Annotated in this window: 19 protein-coding genes and 2 tRNA genes; 10 read left to right on the plus strand and 11 right to left on the minus strand. The window is 57.9% G+C overall.

Going from position 1 to position 20,656, the window contains the following annotated elements; all coding sequences use genetic code 11:
* Window positions 1-47: 47 nt before the first annotated feature.
* Entirely contained in the window at window positions 48-578 is a 531-nt protein-coding gene (locus tag CIK76_RS08310; protein ID WP_141393511.1) for a hypothetical protein, read from the minus strand.
* A 410-nt stretch (window positions 579-988) separates the two neighbouring features.
* The gene (locus CIK76_RS08315; protein ID WP_141393512.1) at window positions 989-1,291 is read right to left on the minus strand and encodes a hypothetical protein; all 303 of its coding nucleotides are present in this window, start codon (window positions 1,289-1,291) and stop codon (window positions 989-991) included.
* A gap of 215 nt (window positions 1,292-1,506) precedes the next feature.
* Here CIK76_RS08315 and CIK76_RS08320 point away from each other — a divergent pair, with 215 nt between their 5' ends.
* A complete protein-coding gene (locus CIK76_RS08320; protein WP_096285329.1) occupies window positions 1,507-1,815 on the plus strand; it encodes a hypothetical protein in 309 nt (102 codons plus the stop codon).
* Window positions 1,816-2,314: 499 nt separating this feature from the next.
* Here the strand turns inward: CIK76_RS08320 and CIK76_RS08325 are convergent, their stop codons facing one another.
* From CIK76_RS08325 to CIK76_RS08345, 5 genes are all read right to left on the minus strand, one after another.
* Window positions 2,315-3,157 carry an aldo/keto reductase gene (locus CIK76_RS08325; RefSeq protein WP_096285331.1) on the minus strand — a complete coding sequence of 281 codons (843 nt, stop codon included), beginning with the start codon at window positions 3,155-3,157 and terminating at the stop codon, window positions 2,315-2,317.
* A 59-nt stretch (window positions 3,158-3,216) separates the two neighbouring features.
* Entirely contained in the window at window positions 3,217-3,666 is a 450-nt protein-coding gene (locus CIK76_RS08330; RefSeq protein ID WP_096285333.1) for a hypothetical protein, read from the minus strand.
* Window positions 3,667-3,817: 151 nt separating this feature from the next.
* Window positions 3,818-4,009, minus strand: coding sequence for a YbdD/YjiX family protein (locus CIK76_RS08335; protein ID WP_096285335.1), 192 nt, complete (start codon window positions 4,007-4,009; stop codon window positions 3,818-3,820).
* A gap of 1 nt (window position 4,010) precedes the next feature.
* Window positions 4,011-6,245, minus strand: a complete 2,235-nt coding sequence (locus CIK76_RS08340) for a carbon starvation CstA family protein (RefSeq protein WP_255248398.1) — start codon at window positions 6,243-6,245, stop codon at window positions 4,011-4,013.
* 109 nt (window positions 6,246-6,354) lie between these two features.
* The gene (locus tag CIK76_RS08345; RefSeq protein WP_096285988.1) at window positions 6,355-7,332 is read right to left on the minus strand and encodes an NAD(P)H-quinone oxidoreductase; all 978 of its coding nucleotides are present in this window, start codon (window positions 7,330-7,332) and stop codon (window positions 6,355-6,357) included.
* Between the two features lie 62 nt (window positions 7,333-7,394).
* Between CIK76_RS08345 and CIK76_RS08350 the strand changes: the two genes are divergently transcribed.
* Window positions 7,395-7,482: transfer RNA gene (locus CIK76_RS08350), tRNA-Ser, on the plus strand.
* Window positions 7,483-7,531: 49 nt separating this feature from the next.
* Here CIK76_RS08350 and CIK76_RS08355 read toward each other — a convergent pair.
* Window positions 7,532-9,550, minus strand: a complete 2,019-nt coding sequence (locus CIK76_RS08355) for an FAD/NAD(P)-binding protein (protein ID WP_096285339.1) — start codon at window positions 9,548-9,550, stop codon at window positions 7,532-7,534.
* A 130-nt stretch (window positions 9,551-9,680) separates the two neighbouring features.
* Here CIK76_RS08355 and CIK76_RS08360 point away from each other — a divergent pair, with 130 nt between their 5' ends.
* The 4 genes from CIK76_RS08360 (at window position 9,681) to CIK76_RS08375 (ending at window position 13,121) form a co-directional block, all read left to right on the plus strand.
* Window positions 9,681-11,771 (plus strand): prolyl oligopeptidase family serine peptidase, encoded by a 2,091-nt coding sequence (locus CIK76_RS08360; protein WP_096285341.1) that lies wholly within the window; start codon window positions 9,681-9,683, stop codon window positions 11,769-11,771.
* Between the two features lie 63 nt (window positions 11,772-11,834).
* A tRNA-Ser gene (locus tag CIK76_RS08365) sits at window positions 11,835-11,926 on the plus strand.
* Between the two features lie 112 nt (window positions 11,927-12,038).
* Entirely contained in the window at window positions 12,039-12,443 is a 405-nt protein-coding gene (locus CIK76_RS08370; RefSeq protein WP_096285343.1) for a hypothetical protein, read from the plus strand.
* A 126-nt stretch (window positions 12,444-12,569) separates the two neighbouring features.
* Entirely contained in the window at window positions 12,570-13,121 is a 552-nt protein-coding gene (locus tag CIK76_RS08375) for a DUF308 domain-containing protein (protein ID WP_096285345.1), read from the plus strand.
* Between the two features lie 386 nt (window positions 13,122-13,507).
* On the opposite strand, the gene CIK76_RS19350 is transcribed toward CIK76_RS08375, so the two are convergent.
* The 3 genes from CIK76_RS19350 to CIK76_RS08385 all read right to left on the minus strand — a co-directional run bounded on the left by CIK76_RS19350 (window position 13,508) and on the right by CIK76_RS08385 (window position 16,835).
* A complete protein-coding gene (locus CIK76_RS19350; RefSeq protein ID WP_176484140.1) occupies window positions 13,508-13,666 on the minus strand; it encodes a hypothetical protein in 159 nt (52 codons plus the stop codon).
* Window positions 13,667-13,757: 91 nt separating this feature from the next.
* Window positions 13,758-14,684 (minus strand): hypothetical protein, encoded by a 927-nt coding sequence (locus CIK76_RS08380; protein WP_096285347.1) that lies wholly within the window; start codon window positions 14,682-14,684, stop codon window positions 13,758-13,760.
* Window positions 14,685-14,714: 30 nt separating this feature from the next.
* Window positions 14,715-16,835 carry a RecQ family ATP-dependent DNA helicase gene (locus CIK76_RS08385; RefSeq protein ID WP_096285349.1) on the minus strand — a complete coding sequence of 707 codons (2,121 nt, stop codon included), beginning with the start codon at window positions 16,833-16,835 and terminating at the stop codon, window positions 14,715-14,717.
* 144 nt (window positions 16,836-16,979) lie between these two features.
* Between CIK76_RS08385 and CIK76_RS08390 the strand changes: the two genes are divergently transcribed.
* The 4 genes from CIK76_RS08390 to CIK76_RS08405 all read left to right on the plus strand — a co-directional run bounded on the left by CIK76_RS08390 (window position 16,980) and on the right by CIK76_RS08405 (window position 20,650).
* Window positions 16,980-18,404 carry a phosphomannomutase/phosphoglucomutase gene (locus CIK76_RS08390; RefSeq protein ID WP_096285351.1) on the plus strand — a complete coding sequence of 475 codons (1,425 nt, stop codon included), beginning with the start codon at window positions 16,980-16,982 and terminating at the stop codon, window positions 18,402-18,404.
* A gap of 13 nt (window positions 18,405-18,417) precedes the next feature.
* On the plus strand, window positions 18,418-18,891 hold the full coding sequence (locus CIK76_RS08395; protein WP_096285353.1) for a hypothetical protein: 474 nt from the start codon (window positions 18,418-18,420) through the stop codon (window positions 18,889-18,891).
* A 10-nt stretch (window positions 18,892-18,901) separates the two neighbouring features.
* Window positions 18,902-19,354, plus strand: a complete 453-nt coding sequence (locus CIK76_RS08400) for an Rrf2 family transcriptional regulator (RefSeq protein ID WP_096285355.1) — start codon at window positions 18,902-18,904, stop codon at window positions 19,352-19,354.
* 120 nt (window positions 19,355-19,474) lie between these two features.
* Window positions 19,475-20,650, plus strand: coding sequence for a globin domain-containing protein (locus CIK76_RS08405; protein WP_096285357.1), 1,176 nt, complete (start codon window positions 19,475-19,477; stop codon window positions 20,648-20,650).
* The last annotated feature ends 6 nt before the right edge of the window (window positions 20,651-20,656 follow it).

A 20,656-nucleotide genomic window follows, 5' to 3' on the forward strand; every position in this document is an offset into this window, starting at 1 on the left:
CTATTGGCGCGATCTCTAAGTTTTTTGGGTGGGGCACGTTTCGCGCGTTAACAGCCTGATCTGGTGGCGCTCACGTCGCCGCCAGCGGTTTCAACAGTGACCCGCTCGACTTCATCAGAATTGCAACCATAAAATGACATGAACGACCGGGCATAATCCTCCATGTCGCTTTCTGTCCAGCCATCATCGGACACGATAATTGTCAGTTCACCCTCAGTCTCGGACTCCCAATAATCCGTTGCACGCTGAGGCGTTCCTTCCGACCAGCCCTTGAAACTGTTGGCGCCGTTGTTCTCTAGGTATCCCGCGATCTGGATATCTTCCCACGGTCGAATAGTTACACCGTCTGAACTTGTGGGATACACCGTCTCGCTCGGTGTCGCACTCGACGTAGGTGTCGGCTTTGGTGTCGTTCTTGCCTGAACTATTGGTGTGCCGGCGTTGGCTTCGGCGGTCAGTTTCGCGTCATTCTTCAAAAACGACGGGCTCGTAGCAGCGAACACGAGCACGGCAACCAAAGCGACGAGCGCAGTTAGAACACTGACATTGCCGACAATACGCTTAATTGCACGGGACAAGGTTTCCTCCAAAAGGTTTCGATACGAGTGTAACGAGGTCAGGCGACAGATAGCGAGAGAGTTACTTTGCCCATTCCATGCGAGCACCGGGGATTCGGCCATAGTTCGCGCTGCGCGCTAGCGAAGCCTAGCGACCGTCCTGATCTTGGCAGCTACGGCCTCTGTGTGTGCAATTAAGTGCACATGCTGCCGGGTGAATACTGAAATCCCACAGACTCATAGCCCAAATAGCCCGATTCCTAGGCCCCATGGAACCGCTAAAACGCCCTAAGTGTCGCTTTCGTCTGTCTCGTTAAGTGCAGGTCGGCGGTTCAAATCCGCCACGGTCCGTGTGAAGAAAAACCCCGGACACCGGTGTTACCGTGTGCTTCCGGGGTTTTTCGCTGTCTTGGGACGCCGAGCCTCGCTCATCACGGCTTCTTCTGCACCAAAAACATCAACATGGCGATGGTTTTATGAATGACGACGAGCCCAAATATGAAGGCCAATGCGAAGCAGCCAGTCGAGGCGATCCCGAATGGTGAAAGCGCCATGGGATTAGGATCCCCGTCTCGAAATGCCACCTGAGCCCCGAAGAACTGCAGGAAGAATCCTAAGAAACTCAGCGCGATGCTCAACCAAAAATAGATCAGGGTGTCATATCCCGGTTTTTTCATAGGCAATAAGTCATCCTTAATTTTTCTATTCTGATCGCTGCAATGATAATCAATCATGCATCTTTTACCCTAAACTACTTCGGATAATCGCTGGCGATGAACCTGCCTACACAAGTAAACGTTAAGCAAAGCGCCAAGGCCGGCCTCTCTAGATTCAACTTCGCCTCTTCTCACCTCGGCTGAACGGTCACACATCGACACCGTTTATTCACGAAGGTAGGGTCCATTTCAAAGAGCGGGGAACTCAGGTTTCCCCCGGTTGGGAATATTCGATGAACGACTGGATGATTGTTTTCGGCAACGATGCGCCCCCGGCAGCGGGATATGACTGGACGCGGATTCAAGCCGCTACACGGTCAATGTTGGCGGTGCAGGCACACTTGCAGCGTGCCTCCCAAGGAAACGCCGAACTAGCCGAATCCGAATTGGCAGACGCCCAGCAGAGCATCGCAGAGTTCGAAAATTCGATCCTTGAGGCATTAGACAATGGGGTTGCGGTAAGCCCGATCGCTGATTATACGAATCTAAGCCAGGCGGCGGTCACCAGGCTCCGCGATACGGGCACGCTCACGGGAGCCTAATTCGCAGCCCCGCGATCTTGCAGGAAAAGCGCTATGCGCGGACATCCGACGTGAACACGTGCTTAGTCAACCAAATACGAGATAAGCCTGCGCACAGTTCGATGCGCATAGCTTCAGCTGTCGGCTGCGAGGAGTTCTGATGCCATCGTTCGTCAGACGCCTCAAAAAAAATAGCGCCGAGCGAACGAGCACGATTGGGACTTCAGCCATGGGCGACGGACATCCCGCGCTTTACCGGCTTGCCCGGGCGCCATAAGCCATCCTGGGCCGATCATGTTTACCGGGGAACCGCACCGTCTGGAAGTTGCGGCTTCGGCACCCGATGAAGTGAGAATCTGCCTTGCGCCGAACGCCTGACGGCGTTTCGCCTCAGCGGGGGTATTCGGCGCCGATCTCAGTCTAGTGAGGATCTCGACAACCGCTCTTGGTTTCAAGCAGGCAAGGACCCTGGTTCTTGCCGAAACCAGGGTCCAAAATTGAATGCTCTGCAGATTCGGATTTATTCGAAGTCTGAGATGGCCGGATCTGCCGCGATGCGCCCCTCGGGACCACGATCCAACCCATTGATCGCAGCAAGGTCCTCGTCATCAAGCTTCAACTCGATTGCCTCGAGGTTCTCGATGATTCGCGAATCGGTGACTGACTTTGGAATCACCACGTTGCCCAAAGCCAAATGCCAAGCAATGACTACCTGCGCGGCACTGGCCTCATGCTTTTGGGAGATCCCTAAAATGACCGGGTCGGTCAAGAGCTCACCGCCGTGGCCAAGTGGAGACCATGATTCGTGGGCGATGCCATGCTTAGCTTCGTAAGCGCGCAACTCGGCCTGTGGGAAGTACGGGTGAGTTTCAACTTGGTTGATCACCGGACGCACACCGGTGTGCTCATAGAGCTCTTCCATGGCCTCAATGGTGAAGTTGCAGACGCCGATAGAGGTCGCCTTTTCATCTTTCTGTAGCTGAATCAGGGCCTTCCACGTGTCCACATAGGTGCCGCGCTGAGGCTGCAGCCAGTGAATCAGGTAAAGATCCACGTGGTTCATTCCCAAACGTTCGAGGGAAGCTTCGGCCGCCGCCAATGTCTTGTCGTAGCCCTGGTCGGAATTCCAGACTTTAGTGGTCACGAAGATTTCGCCACGCGGAATGCCGCTGTTGGCGATTGCGCGCCCCACGCCTTCTTCGTTGCCGTAGATACGGGCTGTATCGATATGGCGGTATCCGGCTTTCAGCGCCTTGCCAACTGCGATCTCAGCATCGGCATCGGATACCTTCCAGACGCCGTAACCGATCTGGTCGATGCAGTTGCCATCGTGGAAATTAGATTGTGGAATAGTTTGGATCATGCAACTAATTTAGTGCATCGGAGCGGACTTTGAGGTGAAAGGCACCATATTTTAACGGTTCAGCTCAAGTCAGCCAGCATTTTGGCTGCGTGCGAAATGTCGTCTTTGACGATCTGTGCACGGTGTTCAATCGGTTGCATATTGTTTTCCGCTCCACCTTTGGCCTGCATTCGCATCATCGCGATTGCCTGAGCCGTCGCGGCTAAGTCGTTGGCTGACTTGGTCAGCGCTCGGTGCACCTTGGAGGTGGATTGCGGAATGTGCTCGTCATCGCTTGGCGTCACCCGCTGGGCATCGATGCACAGCTGACGCACCTGCGGGAGCAGATCTGCCAGCTCATTAGCTCGCGTAACTACCTCGTTATACAGGTCGTTGTCTTCGATTCCTTCTAAGACCTGAAAAACGCGGTCCAAAGAGCGCACGAACCTGTCATGGGCGCGGCGCCATACGCCTTGCCCAAGGTCACGGTTTGTTGCGCGTTGTTCGCGCAGACGCGAGAAAAAACCCATCACACTCTTTTTTGCTAGGTCGCTACGAAATGACTAGTACCAGACTACCGGTCGCTGCTCAAAACTCCCCAGCTTCGTGGCTTCGCTTGACGTGAAAAGGAGCCTTGGAACTCGAAATCCAGTTCCAAGGCTCCTTCGTGTCACCCTCCAATTAGCAGCAGCGACCTTGCGGGTTGCGCTCTTGCCAGTTGGTGTATTCGCGCCAAAACTCGCGTTCCGTCATCGGTTCGGCTTCGGGATGGGTATCAGCCAAGTGCTCCAGGTAGTGCCGGTACTTATCTGCACCGAGCACGCCTTCCATGAAACGTCTAGCTTGGCCGAGCTTTTCGCGAAGTTTTTCCATTTTAATGTCCGCCACGGCTCACGCGTTGGCTTACTGGAACGTTCTTCCACTGAGTTTCGAGCGCCTTTTCTGCGGGCGAGGAGATCAGGCCTTGTGCAGCGAAGATCTTCGATTCCGTGTATGGGTCCTCGGTGTCTTTTCCGCCGCCATGGGACTTCGCCTTGACGGTTTCGGCTACCGCCGCGGCGATCACGATGACCGATAGCACCAGGAAGATCACCGAAAGCCAGCCCTGCACACCGGTATTGCGCACGACGGCTTCCATGGCTTCAACGCCGTTTGCAGAACCGAAGGAAGTCTCACCGTTGGCCAAGGCTTCCTTGAACGCGTTGTGGTTTGCGAAGTAGCCAACCTTGGTGTTCGTGGAGAAAATCTTCTGCCACGAGGCGACGAAGGTGACCACGACGGCGAACGCCAGCGGGAGCACAATGACCCACAGGTGCTTGAAGTTACCGCGCTTGGCGACAATCGTCATGACCACCGCCAAAGCTATAGCAGCAAGCAACTGGTTGGAGATACCGAACAGCGGGAAGAACGTATTGATGCCGCCAAGGGGGTCGGTGACTCCGAGAATGAGAATGTAACCCCATCCGGCCACCATAAGTAACGTACATATCCAGGCTCCGGGGCGCCACGAGGTGTCCTTAAACTTTGGAACGAAGTTACCGATAGCGTCCTGCAGCATGAAGCGAGCCACGCGTGTCCCGGCATCTACCGCGGTCAGAATGAACAGTGCTTCGAACATGATCGCGAAGTGGTACCAGAAGCCCATCATGGCGACGCCACCGAACCACTGATTCATGATCACCGCAATGCCGACCGCTAGCGTTGGAGCGCCACCGGTTCGCGAAACCACCGATGGTTCGCCCACGTTGGCCGCCAGCTCGGTCAGCTGGCTTGGAACTAGGTCCACGCCGGCTAGTCCCAAGGAGTTCACAAAGGCCACCGCGGTCTCCACGGTGCCACCGGTCGCGGCTGCGGAGGAGTTCATCGCGAAGTAGATGCCGCGATCAATGGAGATCGCCGCAACCAATGCCATGATGGCCACCATGGACTCCATGAGCATGCCGCCGTAACCCAGGAAGCGGGTCTGGCGTTCCTTCTCGACCAGCTTCGGGGTGGTTCCCGAGGCGATGAGCGCATGGAAGCCGGAGAGCGCACCACAAGCGATGGTGACAAATAAGAATGGGAACAGTGAACCGGAGACGACCGGACCGTCTGAACGTGAGGCGTACTCGGAGAAGGCCGGGGTACTGATCTCCGGCCGGACGACGACGATGGCCACGGCCAGCAGTCCAATCACACCGATCTTCATGAAGGTCGACAGGTAGTCGCGCGGCGCAAGCAACAGCCAGACCGGAAGTACCGCAGCGATGACACCGTAAACAATGATCGCCCATGCAATGGTGGTGCGTTCCATGTGGAAGAACTCAGCACCCCACGCCGATTCGGCGATCCAACGGCCAGAGATGATAGCGAACATCAATAGCGCGAAGCCGATGACCGAAATTTCCAGTACCTTGCCTGGGCGGATAAAGCGCAGATAGATCCCCATGAACAGCGCGATCGGGATCGTCAGACCCACCGAATAGATGCCCCAGGCGGATTCCCCCAGCGCGTTGACAACCACCAGCGCCAAGATGGCAACGATGATGATCATGATGGCAAGAGTCGCAATCAACGCCGCGGTGCCACCAATCAGGCCCAGCTCTTCACGGGCCATCTGGCCCAGCGAACGCCCACCACGGCGCATCGAGAAGAACAAGACCAAGTAGTCTTGCACCGCCCCGGCCAGAACTACACCGAGGATGATCCAGATGGTTCCCGGTAGGTAGCCCATCTGCGCTGCGAGGATCGGCCCAACTAGCGGCCCGGCTCCAGCGATTGCCGCGAAGTGGTGCCCAAAAAGCACACGTCGATCGGTTGGCACAAAGTCTCGGCCGTTATTCATATACTCGCCGGGAGTGGCCCGGAAATCATCCGGCTTGGCGATCTTGCGCTCAATGAACTTCGCATAGAACCGGTAAGCGATCAGGTACGTCGCCACCGCGGCGAAAACGAACCAGATCGCGTTGATGGTTTCACCGCGGGAGAATGCGAGCATGGACCAAGCCACGCCGCCGATCAATGCAATGACAACCCAGACTGCGATGCGCAACGGAGTCCACCGCTTATCTTCGCGTTCGACAATCTCTGGGTCCACGCCCGCCGGCGGCAGGGCTTCTTGGGTACTCACTGGGAGTAGCCTCCTCGGAATCTTTCAAGTGATGTGGATAACTAGTTCCTGTGGAACGAGTCACGTGGTAATACCACGGGTCACTTTACGCGAAGGAGGTATGGATAAATCAAGCCCGCACGACAATTTTTCCCAGATGCGTCCCCGAATCAAAATGTTCATGCGCCGAGACGAGGGCTTCGAAAGAATAAATCTTGGTGACGTTCAGACTGAGTTTCCCCTCTGCCAGCAACGGTTCAATACGTTTTGAAGTTTCCTCGACGATTACGGTCTTTTCGTTCGCCGGACGAGCACGCAACGTGGTGCCGATAACCCTGGCACGCTTAGACATCAGCATGCGCAAATCCAGTTCCGCCTTGGCGCCGCCTTGCAAACCAATGACGACCATGCGGCCGCCCACGGCGAGCGCCTTCACGTTCATCGCCAGATACTTCGCACCAACCACGTCCAAGATCAGGTCAACACCTTTGGCCGCGGTCAATTCGCGAACCCGTTCCAGCACATCTTCTTCGCGATAGTTGATCCCCTCATCAGCGCCCAGCGATTTGCAGTAGGCGATCTTGTCTTCAGACGAAGCGGTGACAATCACTGTCGCGCCGGCGGCCTTCGCCAGCTGGATTGCCATAGATCCGATTCCACCGGAGCCGCCATGGACCAGAATCGTTTCTCCATCCTTGAGCGCTCCCTCAAGGAAGATATTTGAGACGACGGTAGCGGCCACCTCGGGGAGCCCCGCAGCTTCGACTAGATCCATCTGGGCAGGGACTGCCAGCACATGTGAGGATTCAACATTGACGTACTGGGCGTAGCCTCCTCCTGCAAGCAAAGCTGCCACGCGGTCTCCAACGTTCCATTCGGTGACCTGCTTGCCGACCTTGGCGATGGTTCCGGAAACTTCCAGCCCTGGGATGTCGCTGGCACCGGCAGGTGGCGGGTAAACACCCTTGCGCTGCTGGACATCTGCCCGGTTCAGGCCGAAGGCAGTAACCTCAATCAGTACTTCATGATCTGCTGTTTCCGGGATTGGGCGAGCCTGTGCTTTAAGCACCTCTGGTCCCCCTGCGCCGGCGTAGATGTAGGCCTGCATCGTGTCACTCATGTATGTCGATTCCCTTCTTGGCTTACTCATAGCGTATAGTTTTTCGGGTTGGATGGTTGTCCGAGCGGCCTAAGGAGCTGGTCTTGAAAACCAGTGTGCGGTAACCCCGTACCAAGAGTTCAAATCTCTTACCATCCGCGTTGCGGTCTGGGGCAGTAGATCAATTGATCTACTGCCCCAGACTTTCTTATTTTGAGCTACCCGCCAATAGTTCCTCCAGATTGACTCCCGCCATGCGGGCAATCTCGATGACCACCTGCTCCGCATCGTGCAAGGTTCGCGCGGCCGGGTGCGTCGGGTCTCCGGCCTGGGCCGCAATTGCAGTGCCCCACTGTGCCGAAGAAAGCTGCAAGCCGAGCACGAAGATTCCGCGATGGGGCAGACCGTCTGCGTTGATCAGCCGGTAGGGCTCGCCCACCACGTCGAATCCGGATCCCGCCATCAGTTCGCCTTCGGCATTGCGCCAGGTATGTGCACGGGCTACCTTGTCTGCTAGCAGTTGGGTCATTAGTGGGGTGTTGTTCTGCAGTACCCGGTTGCTGGGCATCATCGCTTCGCACAAGACCTTCGCTCCATAGATCTCGGTATCTACCCACGGCGAGGAAACAGTGAATTTCCCGCCCACATCGTCGAAACCGAACTCGGGTTCTGGCCCGATGAAGCTCACCAGACCTGCGCGGGACAGTGCCAGGAGCTGTTCGATCCGTTCCAGGGGTGGCCCCGAGGACAGGCCCTCGACCAGCGGCTCAAAGTGGGCCTGCACTTCGTCAATTCGGGATTGCTCGTCCAAGATCCCCTTGGTTACCAGATCCTTAATAACCATGCGCCCGGCATTCATCGTCATGATGGCACAGGACAGCGGGTCGCGCAGCCCGGCAGAACTGTGCTGCGCATTGCCAACGAGATAGTCGCGCACAGCCTGCTGGTACTGCTCATGGGAACCGAAGCCAATTTGATCAAAAGGTCGGGCCAAAGCCGGAATGTCCAACCATTTCAGATGAGGGAACTGATCAATGTAGTCGCGCAGTTCGCTGAGCCACACCTGATTGCCTTCGTGGTGTTCGGCTTCGAGGATCCGTTCCAATCCAGCTAGTATCCGGCTGGCGTCCGCGGTCGATTCGGTCGCCTCGGTGGTGACGCATTTTGAGTAGTAGACCCACAGTATGTCGCGGTGCAGCTGGGGCCAGATATGGCGGGAAAAGCTCAAGGCGGCGTCCGGATTCGAATGACGAGCTTCGGCGACCCTTCCGATCAGCTCTTCGGCGTGCAAGAAACGCAGGGTGATTTCCGCTGGAATAAATTCTTCTACTACCGGTTTCCCCCAATATGGAGTTCCCCGACGCGAAGCGGCGATCAGCTTGGGCTCCTTCCCCGAGGCAATGTATTCAAATCGGTGTCCCGGGTCTTGGCTCACTTCTTTAAAAATTCCTCCGCGGCCGCTAGTCAATTCGGCCATGCCGTCAAAGAAATTGAGCCCCATTCCGCGCAGCAGTGCCGACTCGCCTGATTTGAAGTTCGAGTAGTCAACATCTGCCGGAACGTTTGGCGGCAGATAAGTGGCCCCAGCTTGTTCGGCTGCCCGTTGCAGCTGTTTTTGCCACGGGTTCAATTCAGCATTCTGATGCCCCAATGCCAAAACCACGCTGTTGCACTCCAATTGCCCGGTGCCAGGATCTCCTTGGGCAAAGGACCGGTAATCCAGTCGGTAGCCAGCCTCCTGCGGGCGAACCGCCAACACTTCAGCGCGGATGTAGTTCAACACGAAATTCGGATGCTCATCAAGCACGCGAGCGCACGAGTCATACACGTGCTCCAGGTAGCGACCGTATATTGCCCGTGGCGGGTAGGTGCCCGGTTGCGTGGCGCGCAGCGCGGCGGCTTGACGCTCTTCGAGCCGGAGTCCATCCCCATTGGCCTCAACAAACTGTCGGAAGCTAAGCCCCGGCTCAGCTGCGATCCTTTCGGGAGCTACCGTAGGAAATGAGGCAGGGGTGTTCATCAGGAAGTGTGGCGACTGTTTTGGATTCCAAACATGCCCAGATCCCGGGCGGTGCGGGTCGAACACCGTTACGCGTACCAAGGTAGCCAGCTTGGGCATCTTGACGGCCAGCTTAGCTAGGCGTTCGATGACGCTGGTACCGCGCGGGCCAGCGCCAACTATAGCGACGTTGTACTGTGGTTGGGGTTCTTCCCAGAAGTTGCTCACCTTCCAAGATTATTGCCTAGAAGCAACTTGTCACGCCATCAAGTGCCCCAGCCTCCCGGCAAAAGCTGCGGCCCTAATTCAAATGAGCGGCGCTGGCGCATGATCTACCTTGAATGCATAGACTGTGGCTATGCATTCAACCCCGTCTGATTCCCTGGAAACGACCGATCCTTATGCCTGGCTCGAAGCCACCCACGGTGATGCCGCGTTGGATTGGGTTCGCGCTCAAACTCAACGCACCGAAGCCGAACTTCACGATGACGACTTTTCACAAAGCGTCGAAGCTATTCGCCGGGTACTGGATTCACAGGACCGCATCCCGATGGTCACCAAGCGCGGAGACTACTACTACAACTTCTGGCGTGATGCCGAGCACCGTCTGGGCCTCTGGCGCCGTACCACGCGGGATTCATATCGCACCGAGAATCCCCAGTGGGAAATTCTGTTGGACATGGACGGCTATGCAATGCAGCAGGGCGAACCATGGCACTTCGCCGGGTCTGCGTTTTTGCGGCCGGCAGAAGGAGAGCCGCACCGTAGAGCACTCATCCGGCTAAGCCCGGACGGTGGAGATCAGGTACGTGTGCGCGAATTCGATTTGGAAACCCTGTGCTTCATCGATGATGGTTTCGACCTCGCGGTTGCAAAGACCTCGGCAAGCTGGATCGATGAAAATACGTTGCTGGTCGCTTCGGCTACCAACGAGTCCGATACGACACGTTCAACTTATGCACGCACCGCACGGAAGCTCACCCGCGGCTCAGCTCTGGAAGATGCCGAGATCATTTTTGAAGTTGCCCAAGAACATGTGGCGGCCTTCTGCTATTTCGATTCGGCCCCGGGCTTTGAACGCATCGTGACTACCGATGCCATCGACTTCTACAACTCACGCACCGGCGTCATCCTCGACGGGACCCACCATAATATTGAGGTCCCGGCCGATGTGCAGGTCAGCCTGCACCGCCAATGGGTGTTGTTCGCCCCGCAAACCGACTGGGAACATCATGCAGAACTCATTCCTGCAGGCTCCTTGGCAATCAGCAGACTCGATGATTTCCTGAACGACGGCCGCATCCAGAAGGTCATCTTCCAACCGGATGCGAAGACCTCCCTGCAAGGCATGGACTTCACCGCCAACTACCTGCTGGTCTCGGTGCTACACGATGTGGCCGCACAAATTCGGATATTTGATCTGCGCGCGAACTTTGCCGAAACATCGCTGCCGCTCGCCGACCCGATGCTCAGCGTTTCGGTGGGTGCCGTGGACGATGAGGATGCCGCGACCGCCGACGATTATTGGATGACGGTCACCGGCTTCACCACCCCTACGACCTTATTTCGCGGGTCGATCGGAGCGGAGGCAGAGGTCGTCAAGCGATCTCCGGAGCGTTTTGACGCTGCCGGGTTTAGCGTGACGCAGCACTTCGCGCTCTCCAAGGACGGGACCCGTGTGCCCTACTTCCAGGTTGCCGATGCACGGTTGAAACTCGACGGCGAAAATTCTGTGTTGATGGACGGCTATGGCGGTTTCCAGCACAGCATGACACCTGGTTATGCCCCGGCGATGGGAGCCGGATGGTTGAGCAGACGCTCCAGCAATGGGCGCCTGCCGGTATACGTCATGACCAACATTCGAGGCGGCGGCGAATACGGCCCCAACTGGCATCGTGCGGCGCTGCGCGAAAACCGCCATCGTGCCTATGAAGACTTTGCAGCCATAGCCGAAGATCTGGTCGCCCGCGGAGTGACGCGACGTGCCCGTCTGGCGGCGACCGGACGGTCCAACGGTGGCCTGTTGATGGGCAATATGATTGCCGGCTACCCGCAGCTGTTCGGCGCGATCTCTTGCGGTGTGCCATTGCTGGATATGCAACGGTATACCCAGCTGGCGGCGGGACACTCGTGGATTGCCGAGTACGGAGACCCCGACGTTCCGCAGGACTGGGTGTTCTTGCGCACGTTCTCCCCACTGCATCGCTTGGATGATCAGCCGCATCCGATCGATGGCTATCCGGCCTCGCTGATTTGGACGACCACCACCGACGACCGCGTTGGTCCCTCTCAAGCCCGGAAGATGGCGGCGAGAATGATCGACAAGGGCATCGCCAACGTTCGCTACCACGAACCGGAAGACGGCGGGCATGCGGGCTCCACCGACAACGAATCGACCGCCAGAATGTTGGCTACCAGCTACGAATTCCTGTGGCGACAGGTACGTTAACACTCTCGTTTTGGAACACTCGACCATGTTCGGGTAGGCTAGATTCTGCTGGAAACAGCGGATGGATACGTGCCAGAGCGGCCGAATGGGCTTCACTGCTAATGAAGTGTCGGGGTTAAACTCGACCGGGAGTTCGAATCTCCCCGTGTCCGCCAAAGAAGGCCTAGTAACAGGAGAATGTTACTGGGCCTTCTCCCGTAATCGGCGAAAATCCCCGCAAGAACACCAAGGGTCAAATTACCAGCTACCAGGTCGAATGACTGGACAATGGCACACGTCAACGCCAATGTTTCAAAAACGAAGGCCAAGCGGTCCCTATGGAAAAAGCTGCTCGAAGCCGTAGGCGAAGACACCAAAAAAGCCGAGATAACTTTACTCCTTCAAACCTCCAAGTCTCCCATTCTTGAAGAAGTAGCGCACGCCCATATCGAGCATCTAGTCAACGCCCGTGAGTACACGATCAAGCGGCGTAAAGGGCACAACCGAATCGATTTCGAAGGCCTCGGGCACGTGCCAGTCGATCAATTTACCGAAGACGATATGAGGCTTATAGGCCCGCTTACGGGCGGGGTGCTCTTCGCCTTCTGGTCGGCGCTTTGGGACACTCCTTCTCCTCCCCCTGAGTCGAAAGTTTGTTCAAATGAGAAATTGCTTCAAGCTTACACTTTTTGATCGACAGCTTGGAAACAGGATAACGTTACGGTCTCAAATCGTTGAGAAGTACGTAAAAATGACTACATACAGCAATCATTCAGATAGGGTAAATCCCGATCCACAAACACTCGCACAGGAGACAAAATGACTCAGCAAACACTCGTCAAGCAAGGCAACGGCCTCGGAGTTGCGGCCCTAGTTCTCGGCATCATTGCCGTCCTTTTTGCATTCATCCCGCTCATTGGCGTGGTCGCGTTCGCCCTCGGAGGTCTGGCGCTGATCCTCGGAATCATCGGAGCACTAAAGAAGAATCGCCCAAGAGGAACATCCATTGCAGGCGCGATCCTTGGACTCGCATCCATCATTATTGCTGGCGTGATTACTGCTGGCACTGTGGCGGCGGTTGATGCAATCGACCAGGAGATCAACAAAGAGTCCGTGATCACCTACAAGGCAACTTCGGAAAACGAGGCTGATGCAACTTTTGGGGAAACCTCGGGTACTTCGAACGAAACCTTCACTGGTGAATGGACTACGGACACTACCGTCACTGGCTGGGACGCAGCATCTTTGATCGTCCAGAACAGCGACTACATGACGGATCAGAAAGTCTCTTGCGAGATTTTGGTTGACGGCGAAAGTGTTACCAAGCAGTCGGGCACTAACATGGCCACCTGCTCGGGTTCCACTAACTAACCGTTTCGATACAGCCCCGCTATTCTTGGCTTTAAGGTCAGGGGCAGCGGGGCTTTCGTTTTGTCTACGCTGGAACGTAGTGCTCTCCCCGTTAGGGAAATAGCGTTACCTCACCAATCATGCGTGTTATGCGGTTTGGTGATTAGGTGCGCTTTGGGTGGTTTTGCCCCGGAATCATGCGTTAGAATCCATGAAAAGGCCGGTTTAGGGTATGGAGTTCGAATCTCCCCGTGTCCGCCAAAACCCCCTAGGTGACTAGGGGGTTTTACTTTTCTTCTAGGTCTTTGCAGAACTGCTGCTTCCGGATGTTCACCCGGTATTGGCGCGTTAACGCAAAGACCCCCCGAACTCGGCTCTTGGACCGAAAGTTCAGGGGCTTGCGATGATCATTTCAGGTCGCGCTCTACATCGTGCGCGGCTTCCTTGATCCGTTCTTCCGTCTCGCGCAGCTTAGCTGCGGCTTCTTCATTTAGCTGCTCGTTCTGCTGCTGATCATCGCCGATCGGAGGTATGGTCTTGTCCGCATCCTTGTCACTTGGATCCACGGTCAGGTTCCTTTCGTGAGCGATTGAACTGGCTGGTATCTCCTCACGATAGCCATCCATTGAGCACGAAGCAACGAAATCGGCGACGAATCTAGTCCTTGCGCTTCACGAAGGTGCGAAGCATGTTTTGCACGATGTCGTCAGGCAATTTCGTGTGGCGCACAATGATCTCGGACATTCGTTCAAGGTCGGTGTGCGCGATGGCGTCAAATAACGCTTCGCGTTCCGCTTCGGGCAGGTCGGCCGCGTCGAAGTGCACCGGTCCATCTGGCCCTTGGCCTTCGAAACGGAAATCTGCCACGTTCCCCTGCGAGCTCTGCCCGGCAATTGGCGAAGTAGAGATCATGCGTTCAAGGTCTTCGACGGGGAGTCCCGTGTGCCCGTGCAGGATTTCGGCGGCACCAGAAAAGTTCTCGTCCCGCAGCATCGAGAACAGCTGATCGTATTCGTTGGGTGGCAGTTCTTCGCTGGAGAACTCGTGCGCCTCTCCCTCAACTTCGAAGGCCATCTTAAAATGCGTGGCACTATGTTCTTGCTCGGAGCCAAACTGATTGCTCCACTCTTCGGGAACTACCCACAAATCCTCAGACTTATCCTCATCGGCTTCCGGGGCAACGGCCGGAGACGTCGCTACGCCCGAGTCCTCTTCGGAATCGGCGATCTGAGCTTCCAGCTTGTCCCGAAGCGCCTGAATTTCGGCTTCATCAACCGGCAGTTCCTTAACCGGCGCGGTCTGCGGATAAGCGTCGAGGCTACGCACTGCGATCACGCAGTTCTTTACCGTGTCACCGGTTACCGCACGATAATTCTGCACGGCCCCCATGACGTCGCCCTTAGCAAGGTTCCGATAGATGGCGTTGCGTGAGCTGTCATCGAGCTTCGCGTTTGCATCCTTCGCTGCTTCCCGACTGATAGCTTGCGAAATCTGAGTAGTATTTTTCTTCCGGACAGATTGAAGCCACACGTAACCGAGGGTAATAACAGCAATAGCAACAACGAGCCAGATGACGATCTCCATACATCCAGACTACTTCGTTTAACTGTGCAATTACCCTGCTATGCCCAGAGTGAAAGGCAAAACACCCGGTGCTCCGGCGATCCGCAATGCACGGCCCGCCATCGCCAAGGACCAGCGGGAGTCGGCGAGATCGTCAACCAGCATCACCGGCCCCGGTGCGGTGGACAGCAGTTGATCGATCTGTGCAGGAATTTCGAAGGCGTCTGCCACGGCTGCCAGACGGAAGGCCGAGTTACCGCCCGGTCCGCCCTGTGGCGGCGTCCCGCGGTATTCCAGCTGCCCCAGATAACGTAGCCGGCCGATCTGCGCCAGCCCCTGAGCCAACGAACTGATCAACTGTGGACGCTTGGTCGAGGGCATCGCCAGTACGGCGACCGGACGCTGTTCCCAGTTCCACTCGGCCAGCACCTTGGTGCAGGCCTCGAGCATGGCGGGGTCAATTGGCTTGTCCACCGGGTCAGCGAAGAGCTGACGCAAGCGGTTACCCCAGCCTAGGTCGGTCAGTCGTGCCAGCGAGCGGCCGGTGGCCAATTGCTCATCCACCGGGATTTTGCCCTTCAGCGAATGCCCCAGTCGCTGCAGACCCGAGGGGTAGAGCTTGCGTGGTTCTATCTGGACGCCGGCACGCACCAGGGCGGCTTGGGCGTTGTCTTTGGACGCATCCGGGATGTGGTCATCGAACCAGGTGCCAGCGCAGTTATCGCAGCGTCCGCAAGGGGCTGATTCCGGGTCGTCAAGCGCCTTGGTGAGGAACTCCATCCGGCAACCCCGGGTGTTCTCATAATCAATCATCAGGGTCTGTTCATGCACCCGGCTTTGCGCCACTCGCTTATAGCGCTCTGCGTCGTAGGCCCAAGGCATGTCGGTGCGCATCCATCCGCCGGCCACGCGTTCGACGGCACCATCTACGGCGAGGACCTTGAGCAGCAGCTCCAGCGGGGAGCGCCGCAGGTTCACTGCGCTTTCCAGAGCTGGCACGCTCATCGCCCCGTCGGTTTGGGCCAAGGCCTCCAGGACCTGGTTCGCTCGGTTCTGGTCGGGCATGGAGCTGGTAGCGAAATAGTCCCAGATTTCTGCGTCATCCGAGCCCGGCAGCAGCAAGACATCGGCATTGATGCTGCCACGACCGGCGCGACCGACCTGCTGGTAATAGGCAACAGGTGAACTTGGCGCCCCCACGTGGATGACAAAGCCCAGATCTGGTTTGTCGAAGCCCATGCCCAAGGCACTGGTGGCGATGAGCGCCTTGACTTCATTGGCTTTCAGCGCGCGTTCGAGTTTTTCGCGTTCTTCTATGTCGGTGCGTCCGGTGTAGGCGGCAACCGGATGCCCGGCATCGCGCAGCAGCCGGGCGATGTCTTCGGCGGCAGAGACGGTTAAGGTGTAGATGATTCCCGAGCCGTGGAAGTCGTCGATGTGGCTGAGCAGCCAGGCTAGCTGCATTCGGGGCGAGGGCAGGCGGAGCACCCCTAAGCGAAGCGAGTCGCGGGCGAGCGTGCCGCGCAAGGTGAAGACTTCTTGGGTTCCGCCGGAGAGCTGTTCGGCCACGTCCTGCACCACGCGGGAGTTCGCGGTTGCGGTGGTGGCAAGCACCGGCAGGCCCTGCGGGAGACGGTTGATCAGGTCACGAATGCGCCGGTAGTCGGGGCGGAAATCGTGTCCCCAGTCGGAAATGCAGTGGGCTTCGTCAATCACCAACAGCCCCAGGCGGCTCATCAGCATCGGCAGCTGCTGTTCCCGGAAAGAGGGATTGTTCAGGCGCTCGGGCGAAACCAGCAGCACATCGATCTCGTCGCGTTCCAGCTTGGACAGAATCTCGCGCCATTCGAGTACATTGGCGGAGTTGATTGCCGCGGCCCGCACTCCGGCACGCTCTGCCGCGGCCACCTGATCCCGCATCAGGGCCAGCAGCGGGGAGACGATCAGGGTGGGGCCGAAGCCCTGTTCACGCAACAACAACGAGGAAATGAAGTACACCGCAGATTTACCCCAGCCGGTGCGTTGCACCACCAGCGCCCTGCGGCGTTCTTCGACCAGCGCGCTAATCGCTTCGTACTGTCCGTCGTGAAACTGTGCCTCGGGATGCTGTACGAGGGCACGCAGTTTCTGCAGCGCGAGATTCTTCAGATCATTGTGCTGTGTGGCTTCCATATCCACAGTATTTCAGTATCGGCCCACGTTTTTGTTCTCCTCGGCGCGCATTGGGTACAACCGCGTGGAAGTGTAAGCCATTTCCCATGTACTAACTGGCCATTCGCCACCGCCTGGCACCGCCAAACCGGTAGTCTGAATGCTGTGAGTGAAGAAATTGACCTGAACCAGAGTTTCAAAGCCTATGACGTGCGAGGCGTAGTCGGTGAAAGCCTGGATGCCGAAGCCGTCGAAGCTATCGGCGCCGCTTTTGTCGACGTGTTGTCCCTGGCCGGGAAGGATGTCCTCGTTGGCGGCGACATGCGCCCGTCAAGCACGACTTTTGCCCAGGCTTTCGCCCGGGGCGCCACCTACCGCGGCGCCAATGTGGTGATGCTCGGCCTGATCTCCACCGATGAACTTTATTTTGCCTCCGGCAAGCACAGGGCCGCCGGCGTGGTGTTCACCGCCAGCCATAACCCCGCCCAGTACAACGGGATCAAGATGTCCAAGGCCGGGGCGCGGCCGATCTCTTCGGACACCGGGCTTTTCGACATTCGCGACTTGGCGCAGCAGTACCTGGATGAGGGCCTGCCGATTTCCGGTGACGGCGCCCAGGGCACCGTCAGCGAACGCGACGTGCTGGCCGACTACGCAGGCTACCTGCGCGACCTGGTGGACCTTTCCGCGATCCGCCCGCTGAAGCTGGTGGTTGATGCCGGCAATGGCATGGGCGGTTTGACCACGCCCGCGGTTCTCGGAGATCAGGTCCTTCCCGGCCTGCCGCTGGAGATCGTGCCACTGTATTTCGACCTCGATGGGACCTTCCCGAACCATCCGGCCAACCCGCTGGAACCGGAAAACCTCAAGGATCTGCAGGCGGCGGTGCTGGAGCACGGCGCGGACCTGGGGCTGGCCTTCGACGGGGATGCGGATCGTTGCTTCGTGATCGACGAGCGCGGCCTGCCGTTGTCTCCTTCGGCGATTACCGCCTTGGTGGCGGTCCGGGAGATCGCACGGGTGCAGGCCGAGGGCGAGCAGCAACCGGTGGTCATCCACAATCTGATCACTTCCAAGGCGGTGCCCGAGTTTGTGCAGAAGTTCGGTGGTGTTCCGGTGGAGACCCGTGTGGGTCATTCGTTCATCAAGGCCGAGATGGCGGTCCAGGGGGCGGTGTTTGGCGGTGAGCACTCGGCTCACTATTATTTCCGTGATTTCTACAATGCCGATACCGGCATGCTCGCTGCCATGCACGTGTTGGCGGCCTTGGGTGAGCAGCAGCTGCCGCTTTCCGAGTTGGGCCGGGAATACGAGCCTTATGTTGCCACCGGGGAAATCAATTCGGAGGTCGCGGACAAGGCTGGTGCCATCGCTCGGGTGGTAGCGCATTTTGCCGGCCAGCCGGTGGACGTCAGCACGCTGGATGGCACAACCTTCAGCGCACAGGACGGCAGCTGGTGGATCAATTTGCGTCCTTCGAATACCGAACCGTTCCTGCGTTTCAACGGTGAAGGCGCCACGGCGCAGCATATCGAACCGATTCGCGATACGGTTTTAGCAATCGTGCGCGAAGCAAACACCACCAAGTAAAGGGGTCAAAGCCATGAATCTCGAAGAACTAGACGAGTCCGTCAAGGACGCACTGAACAAGGTTTTGGGCACCGCACTGGGTGTGGCCCGCGAGCAGCTTGAGGAGCAGGGCGTCTTCCTGCCTTTCGCTATCGCCTTGGAACCCACGGAAGCCGATGGCGAGCCAGAGCTGCGCCTGATCGCGGTTCCACCAACGGACAACCCCGAAGACCCGGATGCGGACATCGACACCGAGGCCATGGCCGCGGATCTGGTTGAGGTGCTCAACCAGCAGGGAACCCACTTCGACGCGATTGCGATCGCCTCGGACGTGCTGCTCGAAGCAGATGACCGCGACGCCATCCATGTGGTGGCCGAGCACAAGGTCGGCGCGGCGCTGGCGATCGTCCAGCCATACGCCATGCCGTCCGAACCAGGCGGCGAGTGGACCTTCGAAGATCCTGCCGCGGAATCCGCCGAGTCGGTGTGGGCCAACACCCAGCAGTAGACTTGAGTTCATGAAACTCAGCGCCTTCGCCGACGTGTGCCTACGAACCGTAATGGTTCTAGGCGCACCGGGCGTAGGCCAACTGACCAGCCGTGAAGTTTCCGACCTGGTCGGGGTTCCCTATAACCACGTGGCCAAGGCCGTACTGGAATTGCGCACCCTGGGCCTCATCGACGTCACCCGTGGGCGTCATGGTGGCGCGCAGATGACCGAGCAAGGTTTAGCGTTCTCCGTGGGCGCGCTCTTGCGCCGGCTGGATTGGCGTGAAGATGTCGTGGACTGCACATCTCATGACGCAACGGACGATTGCCCCCTGGCTGGCGGTTGCCGGCTGCGCTTGGCATTGCGGGCAGCCAGAGAAGCCTTTTATGCTTCCCTAGACCCGTTGACGGTCAAAGAGATTTGCGAAAACTCGCCGGCAATTAGTCTCCTCCCCTTCCCCACTGTTCGTCATGGCGCGTAGCCAAGCCCAAGGCTTCCGCTAAGTTCCTGATCGATTTGCAATCATCTTCTACAAGGAGTAGAACTAAAAGCATAATCTTGTATTTCAGATACAAGTTATTCCCGCCTTCAAGGAGACCAGATGCTTTCAACCCAGTCCCGCCCAATCATCGAAGCCACGCTGCCGATTATTGGTCAGCGCATCTCCAGCATCACCCCAAAATTCTATGAGCGGCTCTTTGCCGCTCACCCGCAGCTGCTCGACGGAATCTTCTCCCGGTCGAACCAGAAGAACGGAACGCAGCAGCAGGCTCTCGCCGGCTCCATCGCGGTCTTCGCCGCCCACCTGTTGAATTCGCCAACGACGCTGCCCGAAACCATGCTGGCCCGCATTGCGCACAAGCACAGCTCGCTCGGTGTCGTCGAGGAGCAGTACCCCATCGTGCATGAGCACCTGTTCGCCGCCATCGCCGAGGACCTTGGCGACGCGCTGACCCAGGAAATCGCGGAGGCCTGGAGCGAGGTGTACTGGCTGATGGCCCACGCGCTGATCAAGATCGAAAAGGGCTTGTACGCTCAGCAGGCAAACGACGTCGTCTACAGCCCGTGGAGGCTCATCGAACGTACCGAAGCTGCCAACGGCTCGCTGACCTTCAGCTTCGAGCCGGGCGATGACACCGCGGCTACCCTAGCCAAGCCCGGACAATTCATTTCGGTGCGCATGCCGATGGCCGATGGCCTGCGCCAGGTTCGCCAGTACACGCTCAGCGCGGATATCGAGAACACCGCACGGCGCACGTTCACCGTGAAACTTGATGTGGCTGGCGAGTTCAGCCCGGTCCTGCATGGCGCGCTGCAGGTCGGGGACGAAGTCGAACTTTCAAATCCCTATGGAGACCTCATCATCGACGTTTCTGGCGCACCGCTGGTCATCGCCACCGCTGGCATCGGCTGCACTCCTAGCGCCGCGGCCCTGAGCACCCTGGCGGCGCACGGCTCGACCCGTGAAATCACCGTGCTGCATGCGGACCGGGACTACGCCTCCTGGCCGTTGCGCGAGCAGATGCTCGATTCGCTGTCCCAGCTGCCACAGGCGAAGCTGCGCACCTGGTTCGAACGCGGAGAACTTCCGGAACGCATCGAGGCCACCGCGGGCTTCATGGACCTGAGCGATCAAGTTGCCGCCGGCAGCCACCTCTACCTGTGCGGGCCGCTGCCGTTCATGCACGCGGTCCGCGGCCAGGCGCTGGCCGCCGGGGTCCCAGCCCAGCACATCCACTACGAGGTCTTCGGACCGGATGTTTGGCTAGCAGCCTGAATATAG

The sequence above is a fragment of the Glutamicibacter sp. BW80 genome (assembly GCF_002332385.1).
In the GTDB taxonomy this organism is placed as follows: domain Bacteria; phylum Actinomycetota; class Actinomycetes; order Actinomycetales; family Micrococcaceae; genus Glutamicibacter.